The 23,086-nt window shown below is 62.1% G+C and carries 18 protein-coding genes; 1 reads left to right on the top strand and 17 read right to left on the bottom strand.

Annotation, left to right across the window (positions count from 1 at the left end; translation table 11 throughout):
- Positions 1-22: 22 nt before the first annotated feature.
- The 5 genes from BW43_RS04910 to BW43_RS04930 all read right to left on the bottom strand — a co-directional run bounded on the left by BW43_RS04910 (position 23) and on the right by BW43_RS04930 (position 5,653).
- Complete coding sequence (locus BW43_RS04910; protein ID WP_032890399.1) at positions 23-1,420, bottom strand: PIG-L deacetylase family protein; 1,398 nt, start codon at positions 1,418-1,420, stop codon at positions 23-25.
- The gene (locus BW43_RS04915) at positions 1,417-2,313 is read right to left on the bottom strand and encodes an antimicrobial resistance protein Mig-14 (RefSeq protein ID WP_032890397.1); all 897 of its coding nucleotides are present in this window, start codon (positions 2,311-2,313) and stop codon (positions 1,417-1,419) included. Before BW43_RS04915 ends, BW43_RS04910 begins: the two co-directional genes overlap by 4 nt.
- A complete protein-coding gene (locus BW43_RS04920; protein ID WP_032890395.1) occupies positions 2,313-3,443 on the bottom strand; it encodes a glycosyltransferase in 1,131 nt (376 codons plus the stop codon). Before BW43_RS04920 ends, BW43_RS04915 begins: the two co-directional genes overlap by 1 nt.
- Positions 3,427-5,184, bottom strand: coding sequence for a carbamoyltransferase (locus BW43_RS04925; RefSeq protein ID WP_032890393.1), 1,758 nt, complete (start codon positions 5,182-5,184; stop codon positions 3,427-3,429). The genes BW43_RS04920 and BW43_RS04925 overlap by 17 nt, the downstream gene beginning before the upstream one ends.
- A gap of 133 nt (positions 5,185-5,317) precedes the next feature.
- A complete protein-coding gene (locus tag BW43_RS04930; protein WP_032890391.1) occupies positions 5,318-5,653 on the bottom strand; it encodes a YceK/YidQ family lipoprotein in 336 nt (111 codons plus the stop codon).
- Between the two features lie 205 nt (positions 5,654-5,858).
- Here BW43_RS04930 and BW43_RS04935 point away from each other — a divergent pair, with 205 nt between their 5' ends.
- Entirely contained in the window at positions 5,859-7,958 is a 2,100-nt protein-coding gene (locus tag BW43_RS04935; RefSeq protein WP_032890389.1) for a TonB-dependent receptor, read from the top strand.
- Here BW43_RS04935 and BW43_RS04940 read toward each other — a convergent pair whose 3' ends face one another.
- The 12 genes from BW43_RS04940 to glnE all read right to left on the bottom strand — a co-directional run bounded on the left by BW43_RS04940 (position 7,959) and on the right by glnE (position 23,083).
- The gene (locus BW43_RS04940) at positions 7,959-8,885 is read right to left on the bottom strand and encodes an ABC transporter permease (RefSeq protein ID WP_032890387.1); all 927 of its coding nucleotides are present in this window, start codon (positions 8,883-8,885) and stop codon (positions 7,959-7,961) included.
- On the bottom strand, positions 8,882-9,832 hold the full coding sequence (locus BW43_RS04945) for an ABC transporter permease (protein WP_081797839.1): 951 nt from the start codon (positions 9,830-9,832) through the stop codon (positions 8,882-8,884). The genes BW43_RS04940 and BW43_RS04945 overlap by 4 nt, the downstream gene beginning before the upstream one ends.
- Entirely contained in the window at positions 9,825-11,348 is a 1,524-nt protein-coding gene (locus tag BW43_RS04950; protein WP_032890386.1) for a sugar ABC transporter ATP-binding protein, read from the bottom strand. Before BW43_RS04950 ends, BW43_RS04945 begins: the two co-directional genes overlap by 8 nt.
- Positions 11,348-12,334 (bottom strand): sugar ABC transporter substrate-binding protein, encoded by a 987-nt coding sequence (locus BW43_RS04955; RefSeq protein ID WP_032890384.1) that lies wholly within the window; start codon positions 12,332-12,334, stop codon positions 11,348-11,350. The genes BW43_RS04950 and BW43_RS04955 overlap by 1 nt, the downstream gene beginning before the upstream one ends.
- A gap of 805 nt (positions 12,335-13,139) precedes the next feature.
- Entirely contained in the window at positions 13,140-14,582 is a 1,443-nt protein-coding gene (locus BW43_RS04960) for a lipopolysaccharide kinase InaA family protein (protein ID WP_032890380.1), read from the bottom strand.
- Entirely contained in the window at positions 14,582-15,334 is a 753-nt protein-coding gene (locus BW43_RS04965; protein ID WP_032890379.1) for a lipopolysaccharide kinase InaA family protein, read from the bottom strand. Before BW43_RS04965 ends, BW43_RS04960 begins: the two co-directional genes overlap by 1 nt.
- Positions 15,331-16,065 carry a lipopolysaccharide kinase InaA family protein gene (locus BW43_RS04970; RefSeq protein WP_032890377.1) on the bottom strand — a complete coding sequence of 245 codons (735 nt, stop codon included), beginning with the start codon at positions 16,063-16,065 and terminating at the stop codon, positions 15,331-15,333. The genes BW43_RS04965 and BW43_RS04970 overlap by 4 nt, the downstream gene beginning before the upstream one ends.
- Positions 16,065-16,871: a lipopolysaccharide core heptose(I) kinase RfaP gene (gene rfaP, locus BW43_RS04975; protein WP_032890375.1), complete on the bottom strand. Its 807-nt coding sequence runs from the start codon at positions 16,869-16,871 to the stop codon at positions 16,065-16,067. The genes BW43_RS04970 and rfaP overlap by 1 nt, the downstream gene beginning before the upstream one ends.
- On the bottom strand, positions 16,868-17,992 hold the full coding sequence (locus tag BW43_RS04980) for a glycosyltransferase family 4 protein (protein ID WP_032890373.1): 1,125 nt from the start codon (positions 17,990-17,992) through the stop codon (positions 16,868-16,870). Before BW43_RS04980 ends, rfaP begins: the two co-directional genes overlap by 4 nt.
- Positions 17,992-19,053 carry a lipopolysaccharide heptosyltransferase I gene (gene waaC / locus BW43_RS04985; RefSeq protein WP_032890371.1) on the bottom strand — a complete coding sequence of 354 codons (1,062 nt, stop codon included), beginning with the start codon at positions 19,051-19,053 and terminating at the stop codon, positions 17,992-17,994. The genes BW43_RS04980 and waaC overlap by 1 nt, the downstream gene beginning before the upstream one ends.
- Position 19,054: 1 nt before the next feature.
- Positions 19,055-20,089: a lipopolysaccharide heptosyltransferase II gene (gene waaF / locus BW43_RS04990; protein ID WP_032890370.1), complete on the bottom strand. Its 1,035-nt coding sequence runs from the start codon at positions 20,087-20,089 to the stop codon at positions 19,055-19,057.
- A 54-nt stretch (positions 20,090-20,143) separates the two neighbouring features.
- Complete coding sequence (gene glnE, locus BW43_RS04995) at positions 20,144-23,083, bottom strand: bifunctional [glutamate--ammonia ligase]-adenylyl-L-tyrosine phosphorylase/[glutamate--ammonia-ligase] adenylyltransferase (protein ID WP_032890368.1); 2,940 nt, start codon at positions 23,081-23,083, stop codon at positions 20,144-20,146.
- Positions 23,084-23,086: the final 3 nt, after the last annotated feature.

The raw sequence follows: 23,086 nt of genomic DNA, 5'->3' as shown, positions 1-23,086 counted from the left end.
ACTTTCCCTTTCACAAATGCCTTCACAAACGCCAGAACAACTCATGCCGTCGTACGGCCTTGCGGAAAAATTCGTTCTCACCATAAGGCGACCGCGCCCGGCCCGCCAACACCCGCTGCAGCCAGCGGCGCATACGCCGCTTGAACGGCGGAGCGGGCTGCAGGTCATGCATCATGCCCAGCGCCATGGCTTTGTCACGCTGCTGCGCCAACGACAGTGGCAGGCTGCACGGGCGTAGCTCAAGCGTATCGTCGAACAGCGGCGGCAAGGCAATACCGGCGCCCGCGTCACCCATGGGCCAGCGGTCGTTGTCATGCAGATGGTTGGCGTAACCCAGTACGACGGTCGGCTGCCATTCCAAACCTTGCAACGCCTCGACCACCGCTTGCTGCGCGCAGATATGGTCTGGGTGAGGGTCGAGCACTGGATGCGGCAATACGATCACTTCGGGACGTGCCGTCAGCAGCAACTGGCGCAGATCGGCCAGCAGGTTGTTCCAGGTCGGCAGGCCGTCAACATCCGCCGGCAACGGGAACGGATTGAACTGGCGAAACAGGCGGATATCCGACAGCTCAGCTTCGCGCGAGGCCACTGGCTGATCAGGCGTTGCGCGCATCGCCGGCAGTTGCAGGCAGAAGTAGCCCAACTGCACGCAATGCGCCTGCGGTACACCGGCCCAAAGCGGCACGGCAATGCTGTCCCAGGCGCGCAGGCGGCCCTTGGTACGCGAGGCTTCGACCGGGTCCAGACCCATTTGCTGATAATGCTCGGCTTCGATTTCACCGGCGGTGAGGGTCACGATCCACGGTTTTTCAGCCTGGCTGTATAAGCCAAAAGCGGCCAGTTCGGCGTCGTCGGCATGGGGCGCGATGACCATCACCCGCTGTTTTGAATACTCCGGATTGCCCCAGGCCCACAACCGGGGCGCGCCGTGCAACGTGCAAAAGCGCCCGCGCAAACGCAGCTCGCCCGCCGCCAGGGCGGGCGCCAGATCACTGAGATTGAGATAACGAATGCCGTTCACACCGCGCTCGAAAGCCTGGCGATCAGTGCTGTCACCACCTGTAATCTCAACGGCCGGATCCAGAAAGCGACCTAACCAACCGCTCTTGATCTTGATGGCCAATACCAAGGTCGCATCGGCTTGCAGGGGTGAATCAACCCGCAGCTGCCCGCCTTCGAGGCGAACCCCAGCCACTTCGGCTTCCGCCGAAAAACGGTATTGATAGTCTTCGCTGGGGGCATAAAACAGATGGTCGGCAAACCACGCCTCATGGGCGATCCAGGCCAGCACTCCGAGTACCAGCGGCAGCCACCAGGCAACCCAGACACCGATCACCACCAGCAGCAACAGGCCGATCAATACGGCGACACGTTTGTTGCGCCGATGGCGCTTGAGCAATTGTTGTTTGCGGCTCATACGGTCAGCACCGGCACGGGGTTGCACCAACGGTCCTTGTACTCACGGTCGGCACGCCCGAAGGAAAAGCGCAGCGGCTTGCCGACTTCACGCGCCTGTTCCCAAGCGCTTTGGGTGTTGAGGAAACTCAGGACGCTGCCCGGGCTGAACGCGCGGGTTTCAGGGTCGACACCGCCGTTGACGTACTCCACGCTGATCCACTCGGGCGATTCGACCCGGTACACCAACTGGACAGCGATGGGCGCATCGTTGAGAAAAATAACCGAGCCGATCAGCCACTCGCGCAACAGCTCGATCACTTCAGCCATACGCTCGGCGCCCGTGGCGACAAATCCCCAGCGGCGCAGGAACAGATCGCAGTAGATCGCGGCCAATTCCTGACTGGAAAACTCACTGACAGGGCGCACGACACCGCCTGCCTCTTCGAGCAAACGCAGTTCGCGGCGCTGGTTGTAGCGGAATTTCTTCGACAGTTCTTCCGGGGTGCGGGCCATGGCCAGTTGCTCGGCCTGGGGCTTGAGGCCGCTGAAACGGCCTTCGTTCAGGACCGACAGGTAGCGTGCGCGGTGGCGCAACGGCGCCTGGGTGTTCGCGGCGGCCGGCAGGATCAACTCGGCGTTACCCAAGTCAAACAGGCCTTTCTTGCCCTTTTGTTTGAGCACGTCCTTGGACAACGCAAGGTCGCGGCCCCAGGTGGCGATGCACGCCTGCAGTTCACCACCCTGCTCCCAGGCCAGGTAACGCACCGGGATATCGGCCAACCCGGCCAGACGTTCGATCACTTGAGGATGGGTCGCGACACTGCCGCCAAAACGTTGCCAGGCGTCGTTGTACGCACGCGCGTCGACGACGGACCAGCCGCGCTCGCGCCAGCCTTGAAATCGATTGAGCATCAAGCCCCCGCGGTCAGTTCAATAACGTGCGGCAGTTGCCAGAAGGTATCGCGTACCGCCTGATCCGAGAAACGCGTACGCAGGCGTTCCAGCATCATCTCGGCACACTGCCGTTGCTGGTGCTGATCCATCCCGGCCAGGTGCCGCAGCCCCTGCGCGAGATGTTCGGCGTCGCCGAAGGGAAACAGAATACCGACGCCTTCGACCACTTCCTTCGCGCCGCCACAGGCCGTGGCCAGCAACGGTACGCCGGCTGCCATGGCCTCCAGCAGCACCATGCCGAACGGTTCGTGATCGGAGCTCAGGGCAAACACATCGAATGCGCGGAAATACCGACGCGCATCCGGCACCTGGCCGAGGAACAGCACCTTGTCGGCAATCCCCAGCTCACGAGCCTGATCCTTGAGCGCTTGTTCAAGGCGTCCGGTACCAAGGATCGCCAAGCGACTCTCGGCCGGTAAGTGCGGCAATGCCAGGGCAAAACCCTTGAGCAGCGTGGCCTGGTCTTTATCCGGGTGCAGGCGGCCGACATTGCCGACCACCCACTCATCCGGCGACAGGCCCAAGGCATCGCGCGCCTCATCCACAGGCACCTGGATGGCCTGCAAAGCGTCGACATCAATGCGGTTATACAACGTCTGGATGCGCGCAGCGGGCCAGGCCGGCAGGCAGCGGCGCATGTCGTCACGCACCGCGTCGGAAACCCCCAGCAAGCTCAGGCGCTTGCGAAAGATCCCGGCAAACAGTTTACGGCTGCCGCGCAGGTAATCACCGAACGCGTGATGCACGCCGATGACCGGCAACCGCGTGCCAAGCAAGGCGATATAGATCGGCTTGAACCGGTGGGCGATACAAAAGCTAAAATTGCGCGACGCGGCGATCTTGCGCAGTTCACGGATGGCACCCAGCTTCAAGCCACGAATGGCTTTGGAGCTGAACTCCATGAACAACACTTCATCGGACGCACACCCGGCCGCTACAGCAGGGTTAGCGACCCCGGTGAGAAACACCGTGGTCACTTTGTAGCCAGAGCCTGCGAACAGACTCGCGTACTGCCGTGCGCAGTCCAGGAACGGCCCGTCATAGCCATGGCAGAACTGCAGGACGTGGCGGTCAGCCGAGCGCGTCATAAGGGTCCACGCCGTCTTTGACGACCAGGATGTCTTCCATGATCAGGTACTGCAGGTCGGAGCCGAAGAACATGTCCAGCGCGTCTTTCGGCGAGCAGATCATTGCTTCGCCACGACGGTTGAGCGAGGTGTTCAGGGACACGCCGTTGCCGGTCAGCACTTCGAGCTCTTTCATCATGTCGTAGTAGCGCGGGTTGTATTCGCGCTTGAGGACCTGGGCGCGGGAAGTACCATCTTCATGGACCACTTCCGGCACGCGGGTTTTCCATTCTTCCGACACTTCAAAGGTGAAGGTCATGAACGGCGCCGGGTGATCGACCTTGATCATCTGTGGGGCCACGGTGTCGAGCATCGACGGGCAGAAAGGCCTCCAGCGCTCGCGGAACTTGATCTGGTGGTTGATGCGGTCAGCCACGCCGGTCGCGCTTGGGCAACCGATGATCGAACGACCACCCAACGCACGCGGGCCAAACTCCATGCGGCCCTGGAACCAGGCCACGGGGTTGCCATCGACCATGATCTTGGCAATGCGCTTAGGCATGTTTTCGATTTTGCGCCACACCGGTTTGCTCTCGTGCTTGGCGCACGCAGCAATCACCTCTTCGTTGCTGTAGGACGGGCCGAGGTAGACGTGCTCCATCTTCTCCACCGGCACACCACGGGCGTGAGACACATAGGCCGCCGCGCCAACCGCAGTGCCGGCATCGCCGGACGCAGGCTGCACGAACAGCTCTTTCACGTCGTCGCGGGCAATGATCTTCTGGTTCAGCTTGACGTTCAGTGCACAGCCGCCGGCGAAGGCAAGCTTGCCGGTGTCCTTGAGGATGTCGCCCAGATAGTGGTCGATCATCTGCAAGGCCAGTTTCTCGAACAGCGCTTGCATGCTCGCGGCGTAGTGGATGTAAGGCTCGTCGGCGATGTCGCCTTCGCGCTTCGGACCCAGCCACTCGATCAGTTTTGGCGAGAAGTAGAAGCCCTTGCCCTTCTCTTTATACCGGCGCATGCCGATGACGTTGGCGTAGTCGGTGTTGATCACCAGCTCGCCGTTCTCAAAGGAGGCCAGGCGCGAGAAGTCGTACTTGCTGGCGTCGCCGTACGGCGCCATGCCCATGACCTTGAACTCGCCGTCGAGCATCTCGAAACCGAGAAACTCGGTGATCGCGCCGTACAGGCCGCCGAGGGAGTCCGGATCGTAGAACTCCTTGATCTTGTGGATCTTGCCGTTTTCGCCGTAGCCGAAGAACGTGGTGGCGTACTCACCCTTGCCGTCGATCCCGAGGATCGCGGTCTTCTCCTGGAAGCCGGAGCAGTGGTAGGCGCTGGAAGCGTGGGCCAGGTGGTGTTCAACCGGTTCGATCTTGATTTTCTTCGGATCGAAGCCCAGTTGCTCCAGGCACCAGACGATCTTGTTGCGATAGCGTTTGTAGCGACGGTTGCCCATCAGGATCGCGTCGAGGGCGCGGTCCGGGGCGTACCAGTAACGCTTGGCGTAGTGCCAACGTGCCTCGCCGAACAGGCTGATCGGGGCGAACGGGATCGCTACCACGTCAACGTCGGAAGGCTTGATACCGGCCTGTTCCAAGCAGAACTTCGCCGATTCGTAGGGCATGCGGTTCTTTGCATGTTTGTCGCGTACGAAGCGCTCTTCTTCGGCGGCCGCGATCAGCTTGCCGTCGATATACAAGGCTGCGGAAGGATCATGGCTAAGGGCGCCGGACAGGCCAAGAATCGTCAATGCCACTGGGGTCTAGCCTCTTTTAGTCTGCATGCAGGCGGGTTGCGCCTGAAAAAAGTGTGCTTCCCACCTGGGCAGGAAACAGCTAAAGGGCGGGATTATAGCTTAAAAATGATGGGAAACTGCTAGCCGCAAGGGGTTAGCGAAGCTCAACACTCCCGTCAGCACGTTGCCGGTAGATCGTGTAGGGCAGGATGAGCGTATCGAGAACACCGGATACCGGCACATCGAGAACAGCCCAGGGAATTCCGTTCAGCGAAAGCCCATCGGCAGAATTCGCCGGCCCATGCAGCACGCACAAGTCATACGCCACGCCGCTGTAGACACGAGGGACAGACTGACAATAGGTTTTTTTCCCCTTGAGTTCCCGCACGGTGACGTCATCACCGCGAAACACCGTGGTGACCGTTCCGCAGCCGCCCACGATTAACGTCATGCCCACCAACACCAACAACCGCACGATAGGGGTCCGCATATCTAATTCTTCTTTTAAATTCAGGGAGCGAAAAGCTAGCACTGCGAAACCTGCGGCTCAGGCATCCGGAACCGACGCCTAGCGTAGGACGCTTCCGGTTCTGACCAGTTGCAACGAATTCGGCAAAACAAGGGTTGAATCGTTAAACTCGCACTTTTTACGCCTACGCCAATCACTCGCGTTGCGCCATAGACCCGGCCTCATCATGACCCCAATTATCCCCACTCGCCTTGCCGTTCTGCTGCTAGGCCTGTGCACCACCGCCCTGGCCGACGATGCGCCCTTGGTCCTCGATCCCAGCGTGGTCACCGGCTCGCGCAGCGCCAGCCCGACGTTCGACCTGCCGTATTCGGTGGACAGTGTCAGCCGCGAACAGATCAGCGACGGCCAATTGGGTATCAACGCCTCCGAAGCCCTGTCCCGCGTGCCCGGCCTGGTGGTGCAGAACCGCCAGAACTACGCCCAGGACCTGCAGATTTCCTCACGCGGCTTTGGCGCCCGGTCGGCCTTTGGCGTACGCGGCATCAAGTTGATCGCCGACGGCATCCCCGCCAGCACCCCGGATGGCCAGGGCCAGGCGGCCACATTCAACCTCGACACCGCCGAACGCATCGAAGTGCTGCGCGGACCGGCCGCCACCTTGTACGGCAGCAACGCCGGCGGCGTGATCCAGATGTTCTCCCGCGACGGCGAAGGCCCGCCACGTATCGGCGCCGAAACCCTGATCGGCAGCGACGGCCTGAACAAAAACCACCTGAGCGCCGAAGGCGCGACCAACGGCGCAGGTTTTGTGCTCGACGCGTCGCGCATGGACACCAACGGCTACCGCGACCACAGCAGCGCACGCCGGGACCAGACCTTTGCCAAGCTCAATGTCCAGCCCGATGACGACAGCAAACTGGCGCTGATCTACAGCAGCCTGGAACAGAACGGCACTCAGGACCCGCTGGGGCAAACGTGGGAAGCGTACAAAGCGGACCCGCGCTCTGTGAGCAGTAATGCGCTGACGTACAACACGCGCAAAAGCATCGATCACCAGCAATTGGGGATGAATTACGAGCGCTACATCGGCGATGCGACGTTGCAGGTAAATGCCTACACGGGCCGTAGGAGTGTGATTCAGTACTTGTCGATTCCGGACAGGTTCACCAGCGGCATTGCCAATCCCGCCAACGCTCGCGGCGGCGTGGTCGCCTTCGACCGAAAATTCTACGGTGGCTCCGTCCATTGGCTGCAACCCATTGCCAGCGCCCCTGGCGACCTGACCCTGATCACAGGTTTGGACTACGACCGCAGTGAGGATGATCGCCAGGGCTACTCCAACACCGTCAACGGCGTGCACGGCGTCAAAGGCGCCTTGGGCCGCGATGAAATCGACACCGCCACCAGCCTCGACCCGTTCGTGCAAGCCAACTGGTTGCTGGGCGACTGGACTCTGCAAGCCGGTTTGCGTCACAGCACCATGAAAATGGAGGTGGATGACCGCTTCCTCAGCGACGGAAACGACAGCGGCAGCAAGACTTACCAGAAGAACACGCCGTCAGTCAGTGTCATGTACGCCTTCACCCCCGACTTGCACGGCTATGTCAGCGCGGGCAAAGGCTTCGAAACCCCGACCCAGGCCGAATCGGCGTATTCCAGCACATCCAGAGGCTTCAACTTCGCGCTCAAGCCTTCAGTCAGCAAGCAATATGAAGTAGGCCTGAAGGCACGCATCGGCCAGGACACACGCCTCAACGCCGCCGTCTTCCAGATCACCACCGAAGACGAATTGGTGGTGCAGCAATCCAGCGGCGGTCGCACCACCTATCAAAACGCCGGCCGCACCCTGCGCCGCGGCTTCGAACTGGGCCTCGAAAGCCAACTCGCCGAACACTGGACCACCAGCCTCGCCTATACCCGCCTGCAAGCCACCTACGACAGCGACTTCGTCAGCGGCACCAGTACCGCCGTCGATAAGGGCAACTACCTCCCTGGCGTACCGCAAACCACGCTGTTCGCCGAACTCAACTGGAAACCCCGCGACTGGGTGAGCACCGCCATCGAGGGCATGTACCGCAGCAAGGTCTACGTCGAAGACACCAACAGCCAGCACGCCGCGCCGGGCTACAGCGTGTTCAACTGGCGCGCGCGCTTCGAACAGAAAGTCGAGCACTGGACCTTCCACCAGACCCTGCGCCTGGACAACCTGCTGGACCGCCAGTACGTCGGCTCAGTCATCGTCGGCGACAGCAACGGTCGCTACTACGAAGCGGCACCGGGCCGCTCGTGGTACGCCGGCGCAGGTGCCGAGTACCAGTTCTGATCAGCGGGATTCCAGCAACCGGCGACTGGCAAAGCTGAACGCCAGCACCATAAAAATCAGCACGCCGGTCGCCACTTGCTGCCAGTAGAAATTCCAGCCGATCAGCAGCAAGCCGTTGGCGATCACATTGATAAACAACACCCCCAGCAGGGTTCCGGGAACATTCGCCCGCCCCTGCCGGCTTAAGGTGGTGCCGATAAAGACCGCGCCGATGGCATTGAGCAAAAACGCATTGCCCGACAGCGGCACATAGGCGCTGACCGTCGAACTGAGCAACACCCCCGCCACGCCACAGGCCAAGGCAGTCGCCAAGGCCACGACGGTGACGATTCGCTGCACCGATAAGCCTGAGTAATACGCCAGCAGCGGCTGGGTGCCCTGGGCCAGGAGTTCGCGGCCCAGGCGTCCGCGCGCCAATACCAGGCCATAGAACAACGCCAGTCCCAGCACGATCAGCAAAGGCGTAAGGCCGATCAGTTCAGGCTTCACACCCTGGCTGATGTAGATAGGCTGGCCGCCGTCCGAGAGCAATTGCTGGGCACTGGTGCCGATAAACAGCGTGCCCAGGGTGGCAAGGAATGGACTGATCCGCAGGCCGGCGATCAACCCAGCATTCACCACACCGACCAACAGGGCCGCGACCAACGCCCCGGTCGCGGCAACTGCCCAGCCATGCCCACCATTGAGCAACACCACAAAACTGAAACTGGCGAAATCCAGTGCCGTGCCCACTGACAGGTCGATGCCACCGGCCGCCACGGCGTATGTCATGCCTATGGCGACAATCGCCAGCAGCACGAAGTTATTCAGCACCAGGCTTTTGAGGTTGCCGCCGCTCAGGAAGCCCGGCGCCTGCAAGGCAAACACCAACACGATCACCGCGAATACCAGCGGCAACGTCAACGGCAGTAAAACGCGTGGGTTCATGAGCCGGCTCCCCGGTTCAATGCGCTGGACGCGGCCACCACCAGCAGGATCAGCACGCCCTGCACACCGTTGACCCAGAAATTCGACAGGTTGAGCAGCTGAAATCCATTGATCAGAAAACCGATCAGCAACGCCGCCAACAACGTCCCAGGAATACTTGCCACCAGCCGCCGCGAAAACACCACGCCCAGAAAGGCAATCGCTACCACCGACAGCAACATGTCACCGGAGCCCGTAGTGCTGCCGCTGAAAAACGCTGCCGAACATAACGCCGCCACACCAGCGCACAGCCCCGACAGCGCGTAACTCGACACCCCATAAGCCCGTACGCGAATGCCCGCTGCTTGCGCCGCCTGGGGATATTCACCCACTGCATGCAGGCGCAGGCCGTAGGCCGAATGCTGGACCAACAGGGTCAGCAACCCGGCCGTCAGCAGCAACACCCAGGCCAGTGCCGGCACCGCCAGCCAACTGCCGCCGCTGAGCACGTCCAGCAACGGCGAGTCGGTGGAAACCACGGTATTTTCCGTCAGCACCAATTCCAGTCCCGCCAGCACATTCATGCTCGCCAGTGTGGCCAACAGCGGCGGCAAGCGCAGCAACACCACGGCCAAGCCGTTGACCAGACCGACTGCCAGGCCGCAGCCCAAGGTCAGCAGCAGGGTGAGCCAAAGCTCCAGCCCGGCATTGTTAAGGCGGCTGAACACGGCCGCGCACAACCCCAGATTGGCCGCCAGCGACAGGTCGAGCCCACCGGCCAGCACATTCGAGCCGCCGCCGATAATCACGCAGGTCAACCCGAAGGCCAGCACGCCGAGAATCGCTGATTGGCTGAACACATTGGCCACGTTGCCCAGCGACAGAAACCCCGGCGCCGCCAGGGCAAACCCCAGCAAAATCGCCAGGAATACACCCACCGAACCCCGTCTCAGTAGTACCTCAAGCATGCTCGACCTCCCGCACCGGCACAGCAGCAGCGGGCACGGCGCCTGTAGCACAGGCGAGCAACTGATCGCTGTCAGCCTCCCCCGCACGAAATTCACCCGCAATCTCGCCGCGATGCAGCACCAGGATTCGATCACTGATCCCCAGCAATTCCTGCAAATCCGATGACAGCACCAACACCGCTGCGCCCTCCTCTACCAGGCGCCCAATCAGGCGATAGATTTCCACCTTAGCGCCCACGTCCACGCCCACACAGGGCTCATCCAGCAGGTACACCGCCGAGCGGCGGCTGAGCCATTTACCCAGGGCGACTTTCTGCTGATTACCCCCACTCAGTTGGCTAACGGCGGCGTGAGGCCCAGACGTCTTGATCGCTAGCTCTTCAATCAACCGCGCGGTTTCCATCTGCTCGCTGCGCCGGCTCAGCAAGCCCCAGCGGCTGAACCGCGAGAGCCCCGCCAGTGTCAGGTTTTCCAGCACCGACAACACCGGCGAGATGCCCTGACTGCGCCGTTCCTCGGGCACCAGCGCGATGCCGTCGGCAATCGCCTGGCCCGGTGAACGCAGGCGCAGCAAGCGCCCGTCCAGATGCACACTGCCGCTGTCGGCCCGCTCGACACCAAACAGCGTCTTGAACAATTCCTTCGCGCCGGAACCGACCAATCCGGTGAGGCCGACGATTTCTCCGCGCCGCACCTCCAGGTCAATTTGCCGATAACGCCGTGCCAGACTCAGCCCGCGCACCTGCAACAGCGGCGCCCCCAACTCGACCTTGGCCTTGGGGTACATCTCCTGCACGTCGCGGTTGACCATCAGCCGTGCAATCTCTGCGCTCGACGTGTGCCGTGGCTGCACCACCGCCACATCCCGACCGTTGCGCAGCACCGTGACGTCATCGCACAGGCTGTCGATTTCCTGCAGGTAGTGGGAGATGTAGAGGATCGACAGCCCCTGGTCGCGCAGGCGCTTGACGATGCGCAGCAACTGGTCGACCTCGCGCTTGACCAGCGCCACGCTGGGCTCGTCGAACACCAGGATCTTCGGCTGGCGAATCAGCGCCCGGGTGATTTGCAGTACCTGGCGTTCGGCGCTGTTCAACTCGCCGACCAAGGCACCGGGCGGCAGTTGCAGGTCAAAGTATTCCGTCAGCAGGCGCTGCGCTTCACGCTGTTGCCGCCGCCGGTCCACAAACGGCCCCCGGCGCAACTCATGCCCAAAAAACAGCGCTTCGCCCACGGTAAAACTGGCGGGCAGCAGGCGTTCCTGATGGATGAACTGCACGCCCAATGCGTCCACTTGACGCGGCGACAGCGCTGCATAGGCCTGGCCGTCGATACTCACCTGCCCGGCGTCGGCCGTGTGGATACCAGCGAGTATCTTGATCAACGTCGACTTGCCCGCGCCGTTCTCGCCCACCAGCCCATGGATGCTGCCGCGCTCGACCTTAAGGCTCGCATCATCCAGCGCCTGGGTGGCGCCAAAGCGCTTGCGCAGGTGTTGCAGGTGCAATGCCGCCATCAGTCACCCCGCAACTGTTGAACCTGTGCCAGGTTGCCGGCGGTGGTCAGCAAGGTGGCGACATGGGTTTCCTTAGGCAGGTCACGTTGCCCGGCCAGGTAGCGCGCCACGTTCTGCACGGCCGTCTTGCCGATCAGCGCCGGTTGCTGCGCGACCACTGCGCCCACCGGCGAGTTCGCCTGACCGAGCAGCGCCAGCACTTCGGGGGTGCCATCGACGCCGTAGGTCTTGATCTCGGTGCGCTTGGCATCGATCAACGCTTTGCTCGCGCCCAACTGCGGAATATCCCAGGCCGACCAGATCGCCGACACGCTGCCCGCCGGGTACTTGTTGAGCAACGCCGACACTTGGGAGTAGGCGTCCTGCACGGTATTGGGGATCACATCGCGCAGCTCGGGCTGGATGATTTCCAGCTGCGGATAATCCTTGAGCGCCAGCTTCAACTGGTCATAACGAATCGCACACACCGGCACACCGTAGAAGCCGTTGAACACCAGAATCTTGCCCTTGCCGCCAGCGTCCTTGATCAGTTGATCGGCCAGGGCTTTGCCGGTGGCGACGTTGTCCGAAGTGGTGTTATTGAGGCTGTACTGCGACGGCGCATCGATGGTGAACAGCGGAATCCCGGCCTTGCTGATGCGCTTGAGCCACGGGTCGATCACGCTGAGGGTGCCGAGGGTCTGGATCACCGCGTCGGGCTTCTGGGTGACCACGGTTTGCAGTTGGGTCACCAGGTTCTTGTCATTGCGCCCGGCGTCGAGGGTGATCGGCGTCCCCCCCAGGCGCTTGATCTCATCCACCTGGGCCTGGAACGCCTTGATATCGAAATAATGACTGGTGCCGGTCATGCTCACCGCAATGCGCTTGCCGGCCAGGGACGGCACGGCATCATCGCCTTCGGCAGCGTGGACGACGGCAGCGTGGCCCAGCAGCACAGCAACGCCGAGGCAAATCAAACGGGTAAGCGAGGAAAGGCTGGAAGGCATACAAGGCTCCGCGGGCGGCTGGTGAAAGGGTTCACCAGGAGACTTTGCAGAGGCCATGCCATGTTTTTTATCTATAAAAATCAGTCGGATAGAAAATACTGAGTGCGTAAGCGCTGTCGTTCTTCACTCACAAATGCCCAAGCACTGTTGCTGACACAACACTTAAGGAGAGCACCATAACTGTGGTGAGCGGGCTTGCCCCGCGCTGGGCTGCGCAGCGGCTCCAAAACCAGCCGCTGCGATTTACCTGAAGCACTGCGGTGCTTCTAGTGGGCCTGCTGCGCAGCCCAGCGCGGGGCTGCGCAGCGGCCCCAAAACCAGCCGCTGCGATTTACCTGAAGCATTGCGGTGCTTCTAGTGGGGCTGCTGCGCAGCCCAGCGCGGGGCAAGCCCGCTCACCACAAGAAGACCGCTCACCACGTGTAAGCGCTGTCGTTCTTCACTCACAAATGCCCAAGCACTTTTGCTGACACAACACTTAAGGAGAGCACCATAACTGTGGTGAGCGGGCTTGCCCCGCGCTGGGCTGCGCAGCGGCCCCAAAACCAGCCGCTGCGATTTACCTGAAGCACTGCGGTGCTTCTAGTGGGGCTGCTGCGCAGCCCAGCGCGGGGCAAGCCCGCTCACCACAAGAAGCACACTCACCACAGGAAGACAGCTCACCACAAGAAGCACACTCACCACAAGAAGCACACTCACCACAGGAAGACAGCTCACCACAGGAAGCACACTCACCACAGGGAGACAGCTCACCACAGGAAGCCCATTCACCGCAGGAAGACCGCTCACCACGGGAAGCACGCGTTCAGTCGATGGTTTTGGGCAGTCGCTGATCAATCAGTTTGTACAACGCACTGTCCTGCGGCCAATTACGCATAAACCGCGCACGATCCTTCGCGTATGCCGTGGCGAAGCTGGCGGCGGAGGAGTGTTGGCACATCGCATCGAGGTCGATCAGCGACCAGCGGTCCTTGTCCCAGAACAGGTTATGGCCCTTGAAATCGCCATGACTGATGCGTTCGCGGATCAGTTCGGCAAACAGCTTGTCGAGTGCCAGCAGCTCACCTTCCGGTGCATCACCGTGTTCAATAAAGGGCGCGAAACGCTCGATGATGTCCGGGCCCGGCAGGTATTCAGTGATCAGATAAGCCCGACTGCGCAGCCACAAAAAGCGCTTTTCCAACACAGCCAAAGGCTTCGGCGTGGCGATACCAAGGAACGCCAGGCGATTGCCTTCGCGCCAGGAATGCCAGGCGCGACTTGGGCGCCAGAAGCGCTTGAGCCAGTGGGCAAAGCCCTTGATGTTGTAGCGCTTGATAACCAGCGGGCGACCGGCTACCTCGACCTTGGCCACGCTCGCGGCACCACCGGTCTTGTACAAGTGGCCCTGATCGAGCAGCGCATCGGCCTGTTCCAGCACCGGCAGCATTGAGGCCTCTTCTTCGCGACGAATCGCGCGCAAACCAAAGGCGCCGCGTACCACGCTGAACAACGTGCATTCGCGGCCGACCTTGTTCAAAAAGTCCTTCAAGCGCCAAGCGCTGACCTTGCGCACCTGCTTCTCCAGGGCTTCCAGCGGCAATGCGTGTTCGCCGTTGCTCAGCAGGTAATACACCAGCAACTCTTCGGTAAACGGCTCAAGGTTTTTCGGCAACTGGGCGAAAAACACGCCGAGGTTTTCCAGCACGCGGTTACGCGACAGCGGCTTGCCGGCCTCTTCGACGCGGATACCGGCACCGTCGATCAGGTACAGCTTGCCGTCCTGGCGCAGCAGGTTGTCCAGGTGCAGGTCTTCCTGCCACAAGCCTTTGGTGTGCATCTGGGCAATCGCGCCCAGTGCTTCGGCGAGCACGGCGGTTTGCTCGTCAGCCAACGGTGGCAGGCCTTCGACGGCATGCCAGGCATCGGCCAGGCTTTCGGCGCCTTCGATAAACTCAAACAGCAGCCAGCCGCCTTCGCCTTCCTGCAGGCCATCGGCGAGCAACAGCGGCGTGGTCAGGCCTTGTTCGGCCAGTAGTCGTACGCCACTCAGTTCACGCTGAAAGTGCCGCGCGGCCTTGCTGCCCACCAACAACTTGGCCAGCACCGGACGCCCGCGCCAGACTGCCGCGCCCACGTAACGCTCGCCCGGTAACACGCGCAAAAGGCTCAGCAGTTGCAGTCGGCCGGGGCCAGCGGCATCCGCCAGGTCAAGGGTCAGGGGCAGGCTCGGTGTGCGGCCGGCGCTTTTCAGCTCGGACAGGCGCATCAGCGGTTCTCCTTGTGGCTACGCCGAACCGTCAGGCGTTGCAGCCAGGTCGCGACCAGCGCGCTGTCTTCGGGCTGATCGAGGTAGGCCGCCAGCAGTTGACGCACCTGCACGTCCGACCACTGCCGTGCACGACGCAACAACGGCTCCAGGTCTTTGACCCGATCACGCCAGCCGAACAGCAGCGGACGGGTTTTTTCCAGGTCGATCAGCTGCGCGGCATAACCGTCGCCGGTCGCCTGCAGGAAAATATGCTTGGGGTAAAAGCAGCCATGGACCTGGCCGAGGCTGTGCAACCGGCGCGCCAATTGGCCGCACGCCAGCAGGATCGCGCGGTGCTGGGCGTCGCTCAGTTGCGGCCACTGCTCCAGCAATGAATCCAAGTCATTCCAGCCGTCGAGGGCGCGGGTCAGCAGCATTGCGCGGTGTTCACCGGCGACCTTGCGCTCCCCGTAAAACGCCGCCTGCAAGGCCGGGATACCCAGCGAGCGGTAACGACTGATATTGCGAAACTCACGGGAGAAACTCGGCTCGCCCAGCGGTCGGTGCAAGCTGCGCGTGAGGTAGTTGCTCTGGCGCTTTAGGTAATACCCGTGGCCATCGAGCTCCAGACGAAACACGCTACTCCAGCCGCCACGGCTGGTGTTGGGCTCGTCCACCGCGTCCAGTTGCTTGGCCCACAGCGCGTCGAATGTCGCGAGGCCGTGGCGCTCCAGCAACGCACGGTCTTCAGCCGCCAGAAAATCACTCATTCGCGCCCCTCGAAAAACTTCACTACGTGGCGGATCCGCCGCTTGTCCGAATCGCTCAGGTGCCGACACCCACGGTACTGCATATAGAAACGCAGACGCTGGGTAGCCGACAGGTGATACTTGGCCACCTTGTCGAGGCAGGCCAAGTCCTTGGTGATGCGGTACTTGAGCCAGAAACCGCGCCAGAAATCGCCGTTGGGGCAATCGATCAGGTACAGGGTCTGCTGGTCGTCGATCAGCAGGTTGCGCCACTTCAAATCGTTATGGGTAAAGCGCTGGTCGTGCATCGTGCGCGTGTACTCGGCGAGTTGGCGGCTGACGACATCGACCCACTTGGGGTCGCGCAGGCGCGCATCTTTACGCTCGGCCACCACCGAAAGATCTTCGGTATTAGGCAACTCACGAGTGATCATCGCACCACGGTCGTAGGCCAGGCCACTGCGCTCCAGGCCCCAAGCCACCACATCGGCGGTGGGAATGCCCCACTTGGCGAAGCGCTTGAGGTTCTGCCATTCGGACTTTACCCGCGGCTTGCCCAGATAACGCCGCAGGCCCTTGCCGGCGCCGGTGTAGCGCTTGACGTAGTAATTGACCCCGCCGCGCTGCACCCGGATCACTTCCGATAACGGATCGCGGGTCAGCCGCTCGCCTTGCAGGGCGAACACCGCGTCGAGGCTTCCAAAATCATCCGCCAGGGCCGCATAAGCAGGTTCCAGGTTCCAACCCGCCATCAGATCGCATCCCCGTAGCGTTGCTTGCGTGCGTACAGCTTGTCGGCCTTGCGCTGCATCAGGCTCAGGGACGCCGATTGCTCGGTCAGGATCTGGCGCAGCGGCTGGCGGAAATAGCCCTTGAGGAAGCGCAGTTTGTCGCGACGGGTCAGGCCGATGTCCAGCGCTGAGTAATACAGTGCCGACAGGTCCTTGTCGCGCCAGCGCAGCGGCAAATGGGCCCGCATTTGGGCGCGGTGCAGGTCGATCACCGAGAGTTTGATGTCACGCGCGTCGATCGGCTTGGACGTGTCCAGCAGGAAGTGGCACAGGTAGCAGTCGCGATGGTTCACGCCGCCCCGATGCATGTCGCCGACCATGCGCGCCAGCTCTGCGGTGAGGGCATGACGCAAGGCAGGTGCAGGCGGCTCGGCGGCCCAGTTGAGGGTCACGTCTTCAAGGCTGAGGGTCGGCGCCAGTTCTTCGGTGATGATGAACGAGTGTTGGTCCGCCGGGTTGCTGCCTTTTTCGCCGAAGGCCACGCCGGTCATGGTCGGTACGCCGATCTCCTGCAAGCGGTGAATGGCATCCCATTCCAGGCCGGCGCCCAGTACCGGCAACTTGGCGGTGATCAGGTTCTTGAAGATTTCTGCCCAGCCAATACCGCGATGAATCTTCACGAAATACGGGCGGCCATCCACCTCGGTGCGCAGCGTGCGACGCGCTGCCAGTTCACGGAATACCTGGCCTTGCAGTTTCTCGACTTCGGCGAAAGCATCACGCCCGGCCCATAACGTCTTGAACGGTTCGGCAAGAATCAACTTCATCGTTTTGGCTCCGCCAGAATCACATCCGCAGCGTGCTGCGGCATGCTGTAGAGGTCGGCCGTCTCGGCGAAGGCCAACCCATTGCGGCCCCAGGCCGCGCGCTGTGCAGAATCGGTCAACATTTGCGCCAGGTACTGGTTCAACTGAGCCTGTTCAAAGGGCTCGTCCAGCACCAGCCCACTGTCGGCTTCAGCGATGTAGTGAGCGTAGCCACACACGGCAGAAACCAGCACCGGCAACCCGGCCACCAGGGCTTCGAGCAACACGGTGCCGGTGTTTTCGTTGTACGCCGGGTGGATCAGCAGGTCGGCGCCCAGCAGGAAACGCGGGATATCGCTGCGCCCCTTGAGGAACTGCACGTTGTCGCCCAGCCCAAGAGTGGCGCTTTGCAGTTGGAATACTTTGGGGTCGTCCTGGCCGATTACAAACAGGCGCGTACGTTTCTTCAGTTCAGAGGGCAACGCGGCCAAGGCTTTCAGGCTGCGGTCGACGCCCTTGGTCTTGAATCCAGAGCCGATCTGCACCAGCAGCAGGTCGTCATCGCCGAGGTTGAATTCCTTGCGGAAACCTTCGCGGATTTCAGCCGCGTTCGGCGGCGCGCGACGGTCCTGGGCAATGCCCGGCGGCAGCAGATGGAAGCGTTCCAGCGGGGTGTCGTAATGCTTGATGAACAGCGGCTGCTGCACCTCGGAGATCATCAGGACTTCAGTCTTGGCGTCCTTGGCGAACACCGCACGCTCGTATTCGGCAAAGTGCTTGTAGCGACCAAAGCTGCGGTACAGCGAATGGCGCAGGTTTTGCGCCTTGTCTTCAAAGCAGCCATCGGCGGCGTAGTACACGTCCAGGCCTGGCATCTTGTTGAAGCCGATCAGACGGTCCACCGGGCGCTTGGCGAGGTCGGCCTCCATCCACGCACTGAGCTTCTCGTTGCGCTTATGGTTGAAGAACGCTTTGACTGGCGCCACCAGCACTTCGAAGCCGGGCGGGATGTCGCCTTCCCAGATCAGCGTGTAGACACGAATCTGATGGCCGCGCTGCTGGCACTCCAGGGCGATGCGCATGAAGTCGCGCTGCAGGCCACCGAAGGGGAAGTATTTGTACAGAACAAAAGCCAGTTGCATCAGTGCAGCTCCTCAGCCAATAACAACGTGCTCAGCCGGCTTGCCACACGCTCAGGGTTCAGGCGCGTAAAGCACAGGGGCGACTCGCGCTTGATGTCGAACCGACGCAGGTCGTCGGCCGTGGGTTGATAGGTACATTGCTTTTGCAGACACGGTGCGCACGACCAGTCGCTGCCCAAGTGAATCTGGCCCTTGCCGTAAGCGCCGGTCAGGCCGGGGTTGGTGGGGCCGAACAGGGAAATGGTCGGCACGTCCAACGCGGCAGCCAAGTGGCCGAGACCGGTGTCCACCGCGACGCAGGCACGGGCGCCAGCCAATACCCGAGCGACGCCGGCCAGGTTGAGTTTGGGCAGCACTTCGGCGTTGCCCAGGCCTTGGGCCAGGCGTTCGGCGCGGGCTTTTTCGGCGGCATTGCCCCAAGGTAATTTCACGTCCACACCCAAGCGGCCCATGCGCTCAGCCAGCTCGCGCCAATAGGCTTCGGGCCAGTGTTTGGTGTCCCAGGTGGTGCCGTGCAACAGCAGCACAAACGGTTTTTTCGGCGGCAGGCCGAGCAGTTTTTCGGTGCTCAGGCCGTAGTCGCCCAAGCCTTTGGGCAAGTCATAACCCAGCGCCACGGCGAACAGCTGGCGCAGACGCTCCACCGCGTGTTGCCCACGGGCCACGGCCAGGCGTCGCGAGTAGAAGCGCGCCGCAATGGGTTCACGGGCGGAGTTCTTATCGAAGCCCGCTACCGGAGCGCGCACATAGCGGGTCAGCCAGGCACTTTTGAGCAGGCCTTGGGCGTCGATCACCAGGTCGTATTTGGTCGACTGGATCTGCTGCTTGAAACGCCGCCACTCGCCGCTTTTGATGGTCTGCCAGAGGTTCTTGCGCCAGCGGCGGATCGCCACCGGGATCACTTTGTCTACGGCCGGGTGCCAGGTCGGGATCTCGGCGAAGCCTTCTTCCACCACCCAGTCGAATTGAATGCCGGGGATCGCGCGCGCCGCGTCGGTGAGTGCCGGCAACGCATGAATCACGTCGCCCAGGGATGAGGTCTTGATTACCAGTACCCGCAACTCAGTGAACCTCGACCGCAGTGCCCTGCAACCGCTGCAAAGCCTCGTTCACCGGCTGTGGCAGCAACTGGCGCATGCAGTTGTAGTGGCCGAAACGGCAAGTACGGTCAAAGCAAGGGCTGCATTCAAGGCCCAGGCGCACCACTTCAACCTTGTCGGCCAGGGGCGGGGTAAACCCTGGAGACGTCGAACCGTACACGGCCACCAATGGGCGGTTCAGCGCTGCAGCCACGTGCATCAGGCCGGAGTCGTTGGACACCACCGAATCCGCGCAAGACAGCAGGTCAATCGCCTCGGCCAGCGATGTGTCGCCACTCAGGTTCACCGACTCTTCGCGCAGGCCAGGAATCAGGCGCTGGCGAATCTCTTCACCCACCGGATGATCTTTTTTCGAGCCGAACAACCACACCTGCCAGCCTTCGCGAATCTTCATCTCGGCGACTTTGGCGTAGTGCTCCGCCGGCCAGCGCTTGGACTCGCCAAACTCGGCGCCAGGGCACAGGGCAAGCACCGGGCGATCAAGCGTCAGGCCGAACTTGGCCAGGGCCGCGTCGCGGGTTACTGGGTCGATCTGCAGGCTCGGGCGCGGGTACGGCTTGGGCAGCTCCGCGCCTGGCTCATATGCCAACGCCATGAAGCGTTCGATCATCAGCGGATAGCGCGCCTTATCCAACGTGCGCACATCGTTAAGCAATACGTAGCGAAACTCACCGCGCCAGCCGGTGCGCTTGGGGATGCCAGCAAAAAACGGCACCAGCGCCGACTTCAGCGAGTTGGGCAACAGGATCGCCTGGTCATACTGGCCGGCCAGGGATTTGCCGATGCGACGGCGGGTTGCCAGCTCCAGGGCGCCGTGGCCGAGCGGGAAGCTCAAGGCGTTGCGCACTTCGGGCATGCGCTCAAGGATCGGCCGGCTCCACTCAGGAGCGAGCACGTCGATCTGGCAGTCTGGGTGGCGCTGGCGCAAGCACTGGAACAGTGTCTGTGCCATCACCATGTCACCGACCCAACTGGGCCCAACGATCAGAATATTCATGTAGTTTCCACAAACGATGCGGGGAGGCTTATGCCTCCCCGCCCTAATAGTGTTTCAGCTCAACCCCAGCTCCTGCCAGATGCGCATCACCTGTCGCCGTTCGTCGGCGAACTGATCCCCCGCCACCGTACCGGCCTCGTTTTGCAAGGCCTGGCGATGCGCAGCGGAACGGTAGGCCTTATACACCTCGCGCAGCAGGTGGGCATCGGCGGCGGGCATCAACCCCACCTGCTCCAGGCCTTCCAGAATGCGGATATTGTCGGTGTAGCGCAGCAACGATGGGTGCTGGGCAGACCACGCCAAAGCCGCGTATTGCACCATAAATTCAATATCGACGATACCTCCGGCGTCCTGCTTGAGGTCGAACACGGCCGCGGCGTCGAAGGCATTGGCGCCCGTACCGGCTGTGGTGGCCTTGGTGCCCAGGTTGTCACGCATCTTGGTGCGCATCTCGCTGACCTCCTGGCGCAGTTTCGCCAGATCCCGCTCACGCCCCAACACTTTAGCCCGTACCTGCTCGAACGCACGGCCCACATCCTGACTGCCAACCAGCACCCGCGCGCGGATCAGGGCCTGATGCTCCCAGGTCCACGCTTCATTTTGTTGATAGCGATCAAATGCACCCAGCGAACTGACCAGCAAACCGGACGCACCGGAAGGTCGCAGGCGCATATCCACTTCGTACAACTGACCGGAGTTGGTCTGGGTGGTCAGCAGGTGAATGATGCGCTGGCCAAGGCGCGTGAAGAACTGCGCGCCGTCAATCGGCTTGGCGCCATCGGTTTCGGCTTGCGGATCGCCATCATGGATAAACACCAGATCCAGGTCCGAACCATGCCCCAGTTCGATCCCGCCGACTTTCCCATAACCGACAATAATGAACCCAGGATCGCACAGGGTGCCGTCCAGACGCTGCGGCGAGCCGTGGCGCGCCACGGTCTGGCGCCAGGCCAGGGCCAGCACTTGTTCGAGGATGGCTTCGGCGAGCCAGGTCAGGTAGTCGCTGACTTTCATCAACGGCAGGCTGCCGGCGATTTCCGAAGCGGCCACGCGTAGGCGGTGGGCGAGCTTGAAGTGACGCAGCGCTTCCATCTGCTGCTCAAGGTCGTCCTCGGGGATACGCGTGAGGCGCTCGCGCAATTCGGCGGCCAACTCCGGCGCCAGCGGCGGCTTGAACAGGCGGCCTTCGTTGAGCAACTCGTCCAGCAACAGCGGGAAACGGGTGATCTGCTCAGCAATCCACGGGCTGGCGGCGCACAGGGTCAACAGGCGGCGCAGGGCGTCGGGGTTTTCCGTGAGCAGCACCAGGTAAGCGGAGCGACGGGCGACGGCCTCCACCAGCGGCAGCACGCGCTCCAACACCAGGTCCGGGTTGGCGTGTTCGACCGCCTGGGCCAACAGGCGCGGGATAAACGCATCCAGCCGTTCGCGACCGAGGCGTTGCATCGCACGTAACTGCGGGCTGCCGCGCAAACCAGCCAGGGCCTTGAGCGCCCTGGGCGCGTCAGTGAAGCCGCCTTCGGTCAATTGGCGGCAGGCGGCGTCTTCATCCTGGGACTCTTCCCAGAGCGGCAACCACTCACCGCCCACTACCAACTCGCTTTCTTCGCCCTCTTCTTCATCGGGGTCGGCAATCACTTGGCGGAAGTGCCAGTCCACCCGACCACGCCAGTGCATCAGGCGCTCATGGAATGCGGCCCAGTCGGCAAAGCCCAGCATAAAGGCAATGCGCGCCTGATCTTCCGGAGTGCTCGGAAGCATTTGGGTCTGGCGGTCAGCTATTGCCTGGATGGCATGCTCGGTGTAGCGCAGGAACTCGTAGCCATTGCGCAACTCCGCGATCACCGCCGGCGGCAGGTAACCCTGGCCCTCCAGGGTACCGAGCACTTTGAGCAGCGGGCGTTGTTGCAGGCTGAGGTCGCGACCGCCGTGAATCAGCTGGAAGGCCTGAGCGATGAATTCCACCTCGCGGATACCGCCCGAGCCGAGCTTGATATTGTCGGCCATGCCTTTGCGCCGCACTTCCTGCTGGATCAACTGCTTCATGGTGCGCAGCGCTTCGATGGCGGAGAAGTCCAGGTAGCGGCGGTACACAAACGGTCGCAGCATATCGAGCAATTGCGCACCGGCCACCTGGTCGCCTGCCACTACGCGCGCCTTGATCATGGCGTAGCGTTCCCAGTCGCGGCCCTGATCCTGGTAGTACTGCTCCAGCGCATTGAAGCTGAGCACCAGCGCTCCGGCCGAACCGTAGGGACGCAGGCGCATATCAACGCGGAACACAAAACCGTCGACGGTCATGGGGTCGAGGGCCTTGATCAGTTTTTGACCAAGGCGAATGAAGAACTCCTGGTTATCCAGTGAACGCTTCACGCCCACTGTTTCGCCGCCTTCGGGGTAGGCGAAGATCAGGTCGATATCCGACGAGAGGTTCAGCTCCACCGCGCCGAGCTTGCCCATGCCAAGGATGACCATGTGCTGCGGCTCGCCGCTGCGCCGGCCGGTGGGCGTGCCGAACTGTACGCAGTGGCGTTGGTACAGCCATTGGTAGGCTTGGTCGATGCAGGCGTCAGCCATGTCGGACAGATCTCGACAGGTCTGCACCAGATCAGCCTGACGGGTCAGGTCGCGCCAAATAATCCGTACTTGCTGGCGCGTGCGCTGGCGACGCAATACGCGGCCCAGTTCGTCTTCGGTTTCGGCCTGTTGCACAGCGCCTGCAATTTGCCCGCACAGCTCGCCCGGCGCAAAGCCGCGGTCCAGCTCACCCCAGGCCACCAGCTCCAGCAACATCAAAGGGTCACGAACACTCTGTTCAATGACGAAATCACTGGCGGCGCACACCCGGGCGAAGTCGGCCCAGCGTTGCGGCGTCCACGTACAAAGTCCATGATCGTCGTCCAGCGCGGCCACTGCGTCACGAAATGACTGCTCGGCCCGCTGGGCAATTGGGAGGAGAATGGCCGGCAATTCGGCCAGCATTGGAAGGCTCATGGT

It is taken from the genome of Pseudomonas sp. RIT357 (assembly GCF_000632245.1).
Classification (GTDB): Bacteria; Pseudomonadota; Gammaproteobacteria; order Pseudomonadales; family Pseudomonadaceae; genus Aquipseudomonas; species Aquipseudomonas sivasensis.
This window is presented reverse-complemented; position numbering and strand designations above follow the sequence as displayed.

What these genes read in the sequence shown, in the direction of transcription:
- BW43_RS04930 (WP_032890391.1), bottom strand. Translation starts at nt 5,653, where the DNA reads ATGCGGACCCCTATCGTGCGGTTGTTGGTGTTGGTGGGCATGACGTTA.
- BW43_RS04935 (WP_032890389.1), top strand. Translation starts at nt 5,859, where the DNA reads ATGACCCCAATTATCCCCACTCGCCTTGCCGTTCTGCTGCTAGGCCTG.
- BW43_RS04940 (WP_032890387.1), bottom strand. Translation starts at nt 8,885, where the DNA reads ATGAACCCACGCGTTTTACTGCCGTTGACGTTGCCGCTGGTATTCGCG.
- BW43_RS04965 (WP_032890379.1), bottom strand. Translation starts at nt 15,334, where the DNA reads ATGAGTGATTTTCTGGCGGCTGAAGACCGTGCGTTGCTGGAGCGCCAC.
- waaF (WP_032890370.1), bottom strand. Translation starts at nt 20,089, where the DNA reads ATGAATATTCTGATCGTTGGGCCCAGTTGGGTCGGTGACATGGTGATG.
- BW43_RS04970 (WP_032890377.1), bottom strand. Translation starts at nt 16,065, where the DNA reads ATGGCGGGTTGGAACCTGGAACCTGCTTATGCGGCCCTGGCGGATGAT.
- BW43_RS04910 (WP_032890399.1), bottom strand. Translation starts at nt 1,420, where the DNA reads ATGAGCCGCAAACAACAATTGCTCAAGCGCCATCGGCGCAACAAACGT.
- BW43_RS04945 (WP_081797839.1), bottom strand. Translation starts at nt 9,832, where the DNA reads ATGCTTGAGGTACTACTGAGACGGGGTTCGGTGGGTGTATTCCTGGCG.
- BW43_RS04980 (WP_032890373.1), bottom strand. Translation starts at nt 17,992, where the DNA reads ATGCAACTGGCTTTTGTTCTGTACAAATACTTCCCCTTCGGTGGCCTG.
- BW43_RS04920 (WP_032890395.1), bottom strand. Translation starts at nt 3,443, where the DNA reads ATGACGCGCTCGGCTGACCGCCACGTCCTGCAGTTCTGCCATGGCTAT.
- BW43_RS04960 (WP_032890380.1), bottom strand. Translation starts at nt 14,582, where the DNA reads ATGCGCCTGTCCGAGCTGAAAAGCGCCGGCCGCACACCGAGCCTGCCC.
- glnE (WP_032890368.1), bottom strand. Translation starts at nt 23,083, where the DNA reads ATGAGCCTTCCAATGCTGGCCGAATTGCCGGCCATTCTCCTCCCAATT.
- BW43_RS04915 (WP_032890397.1), bottom strand. Translation starts at nt 2,313, where the DNA reads ATGCTCAATCGATTTCAAGGCTGGCGCGAGCGCGGCTGGTCCGTCGTC.
- rfaP (WP_032890375.1), bottom strand. Translation starts at nt 16,871, where the DNA reads ATGAAGTTGATTCTTGCCGAACCGTTCAAGACGTTATGGGCCGGGCGT.
- BW43_RS04950 (WP_032890386.1), bottom strand. Translation starts at nt 11,348, where the DNA reads ATGGCGGCATTGCACCTGCAACACCTGCGCAAGCGCTTTGGCGCCACC.
- BW43_RS04955 (WP_032890384.1), bottom strand. Translation starts at nt 12,334, where the DNA reads ATGCCTTCCAGCCTTTCCTCGCTTACCCGTTTGATTTGCCTCGGCGTT.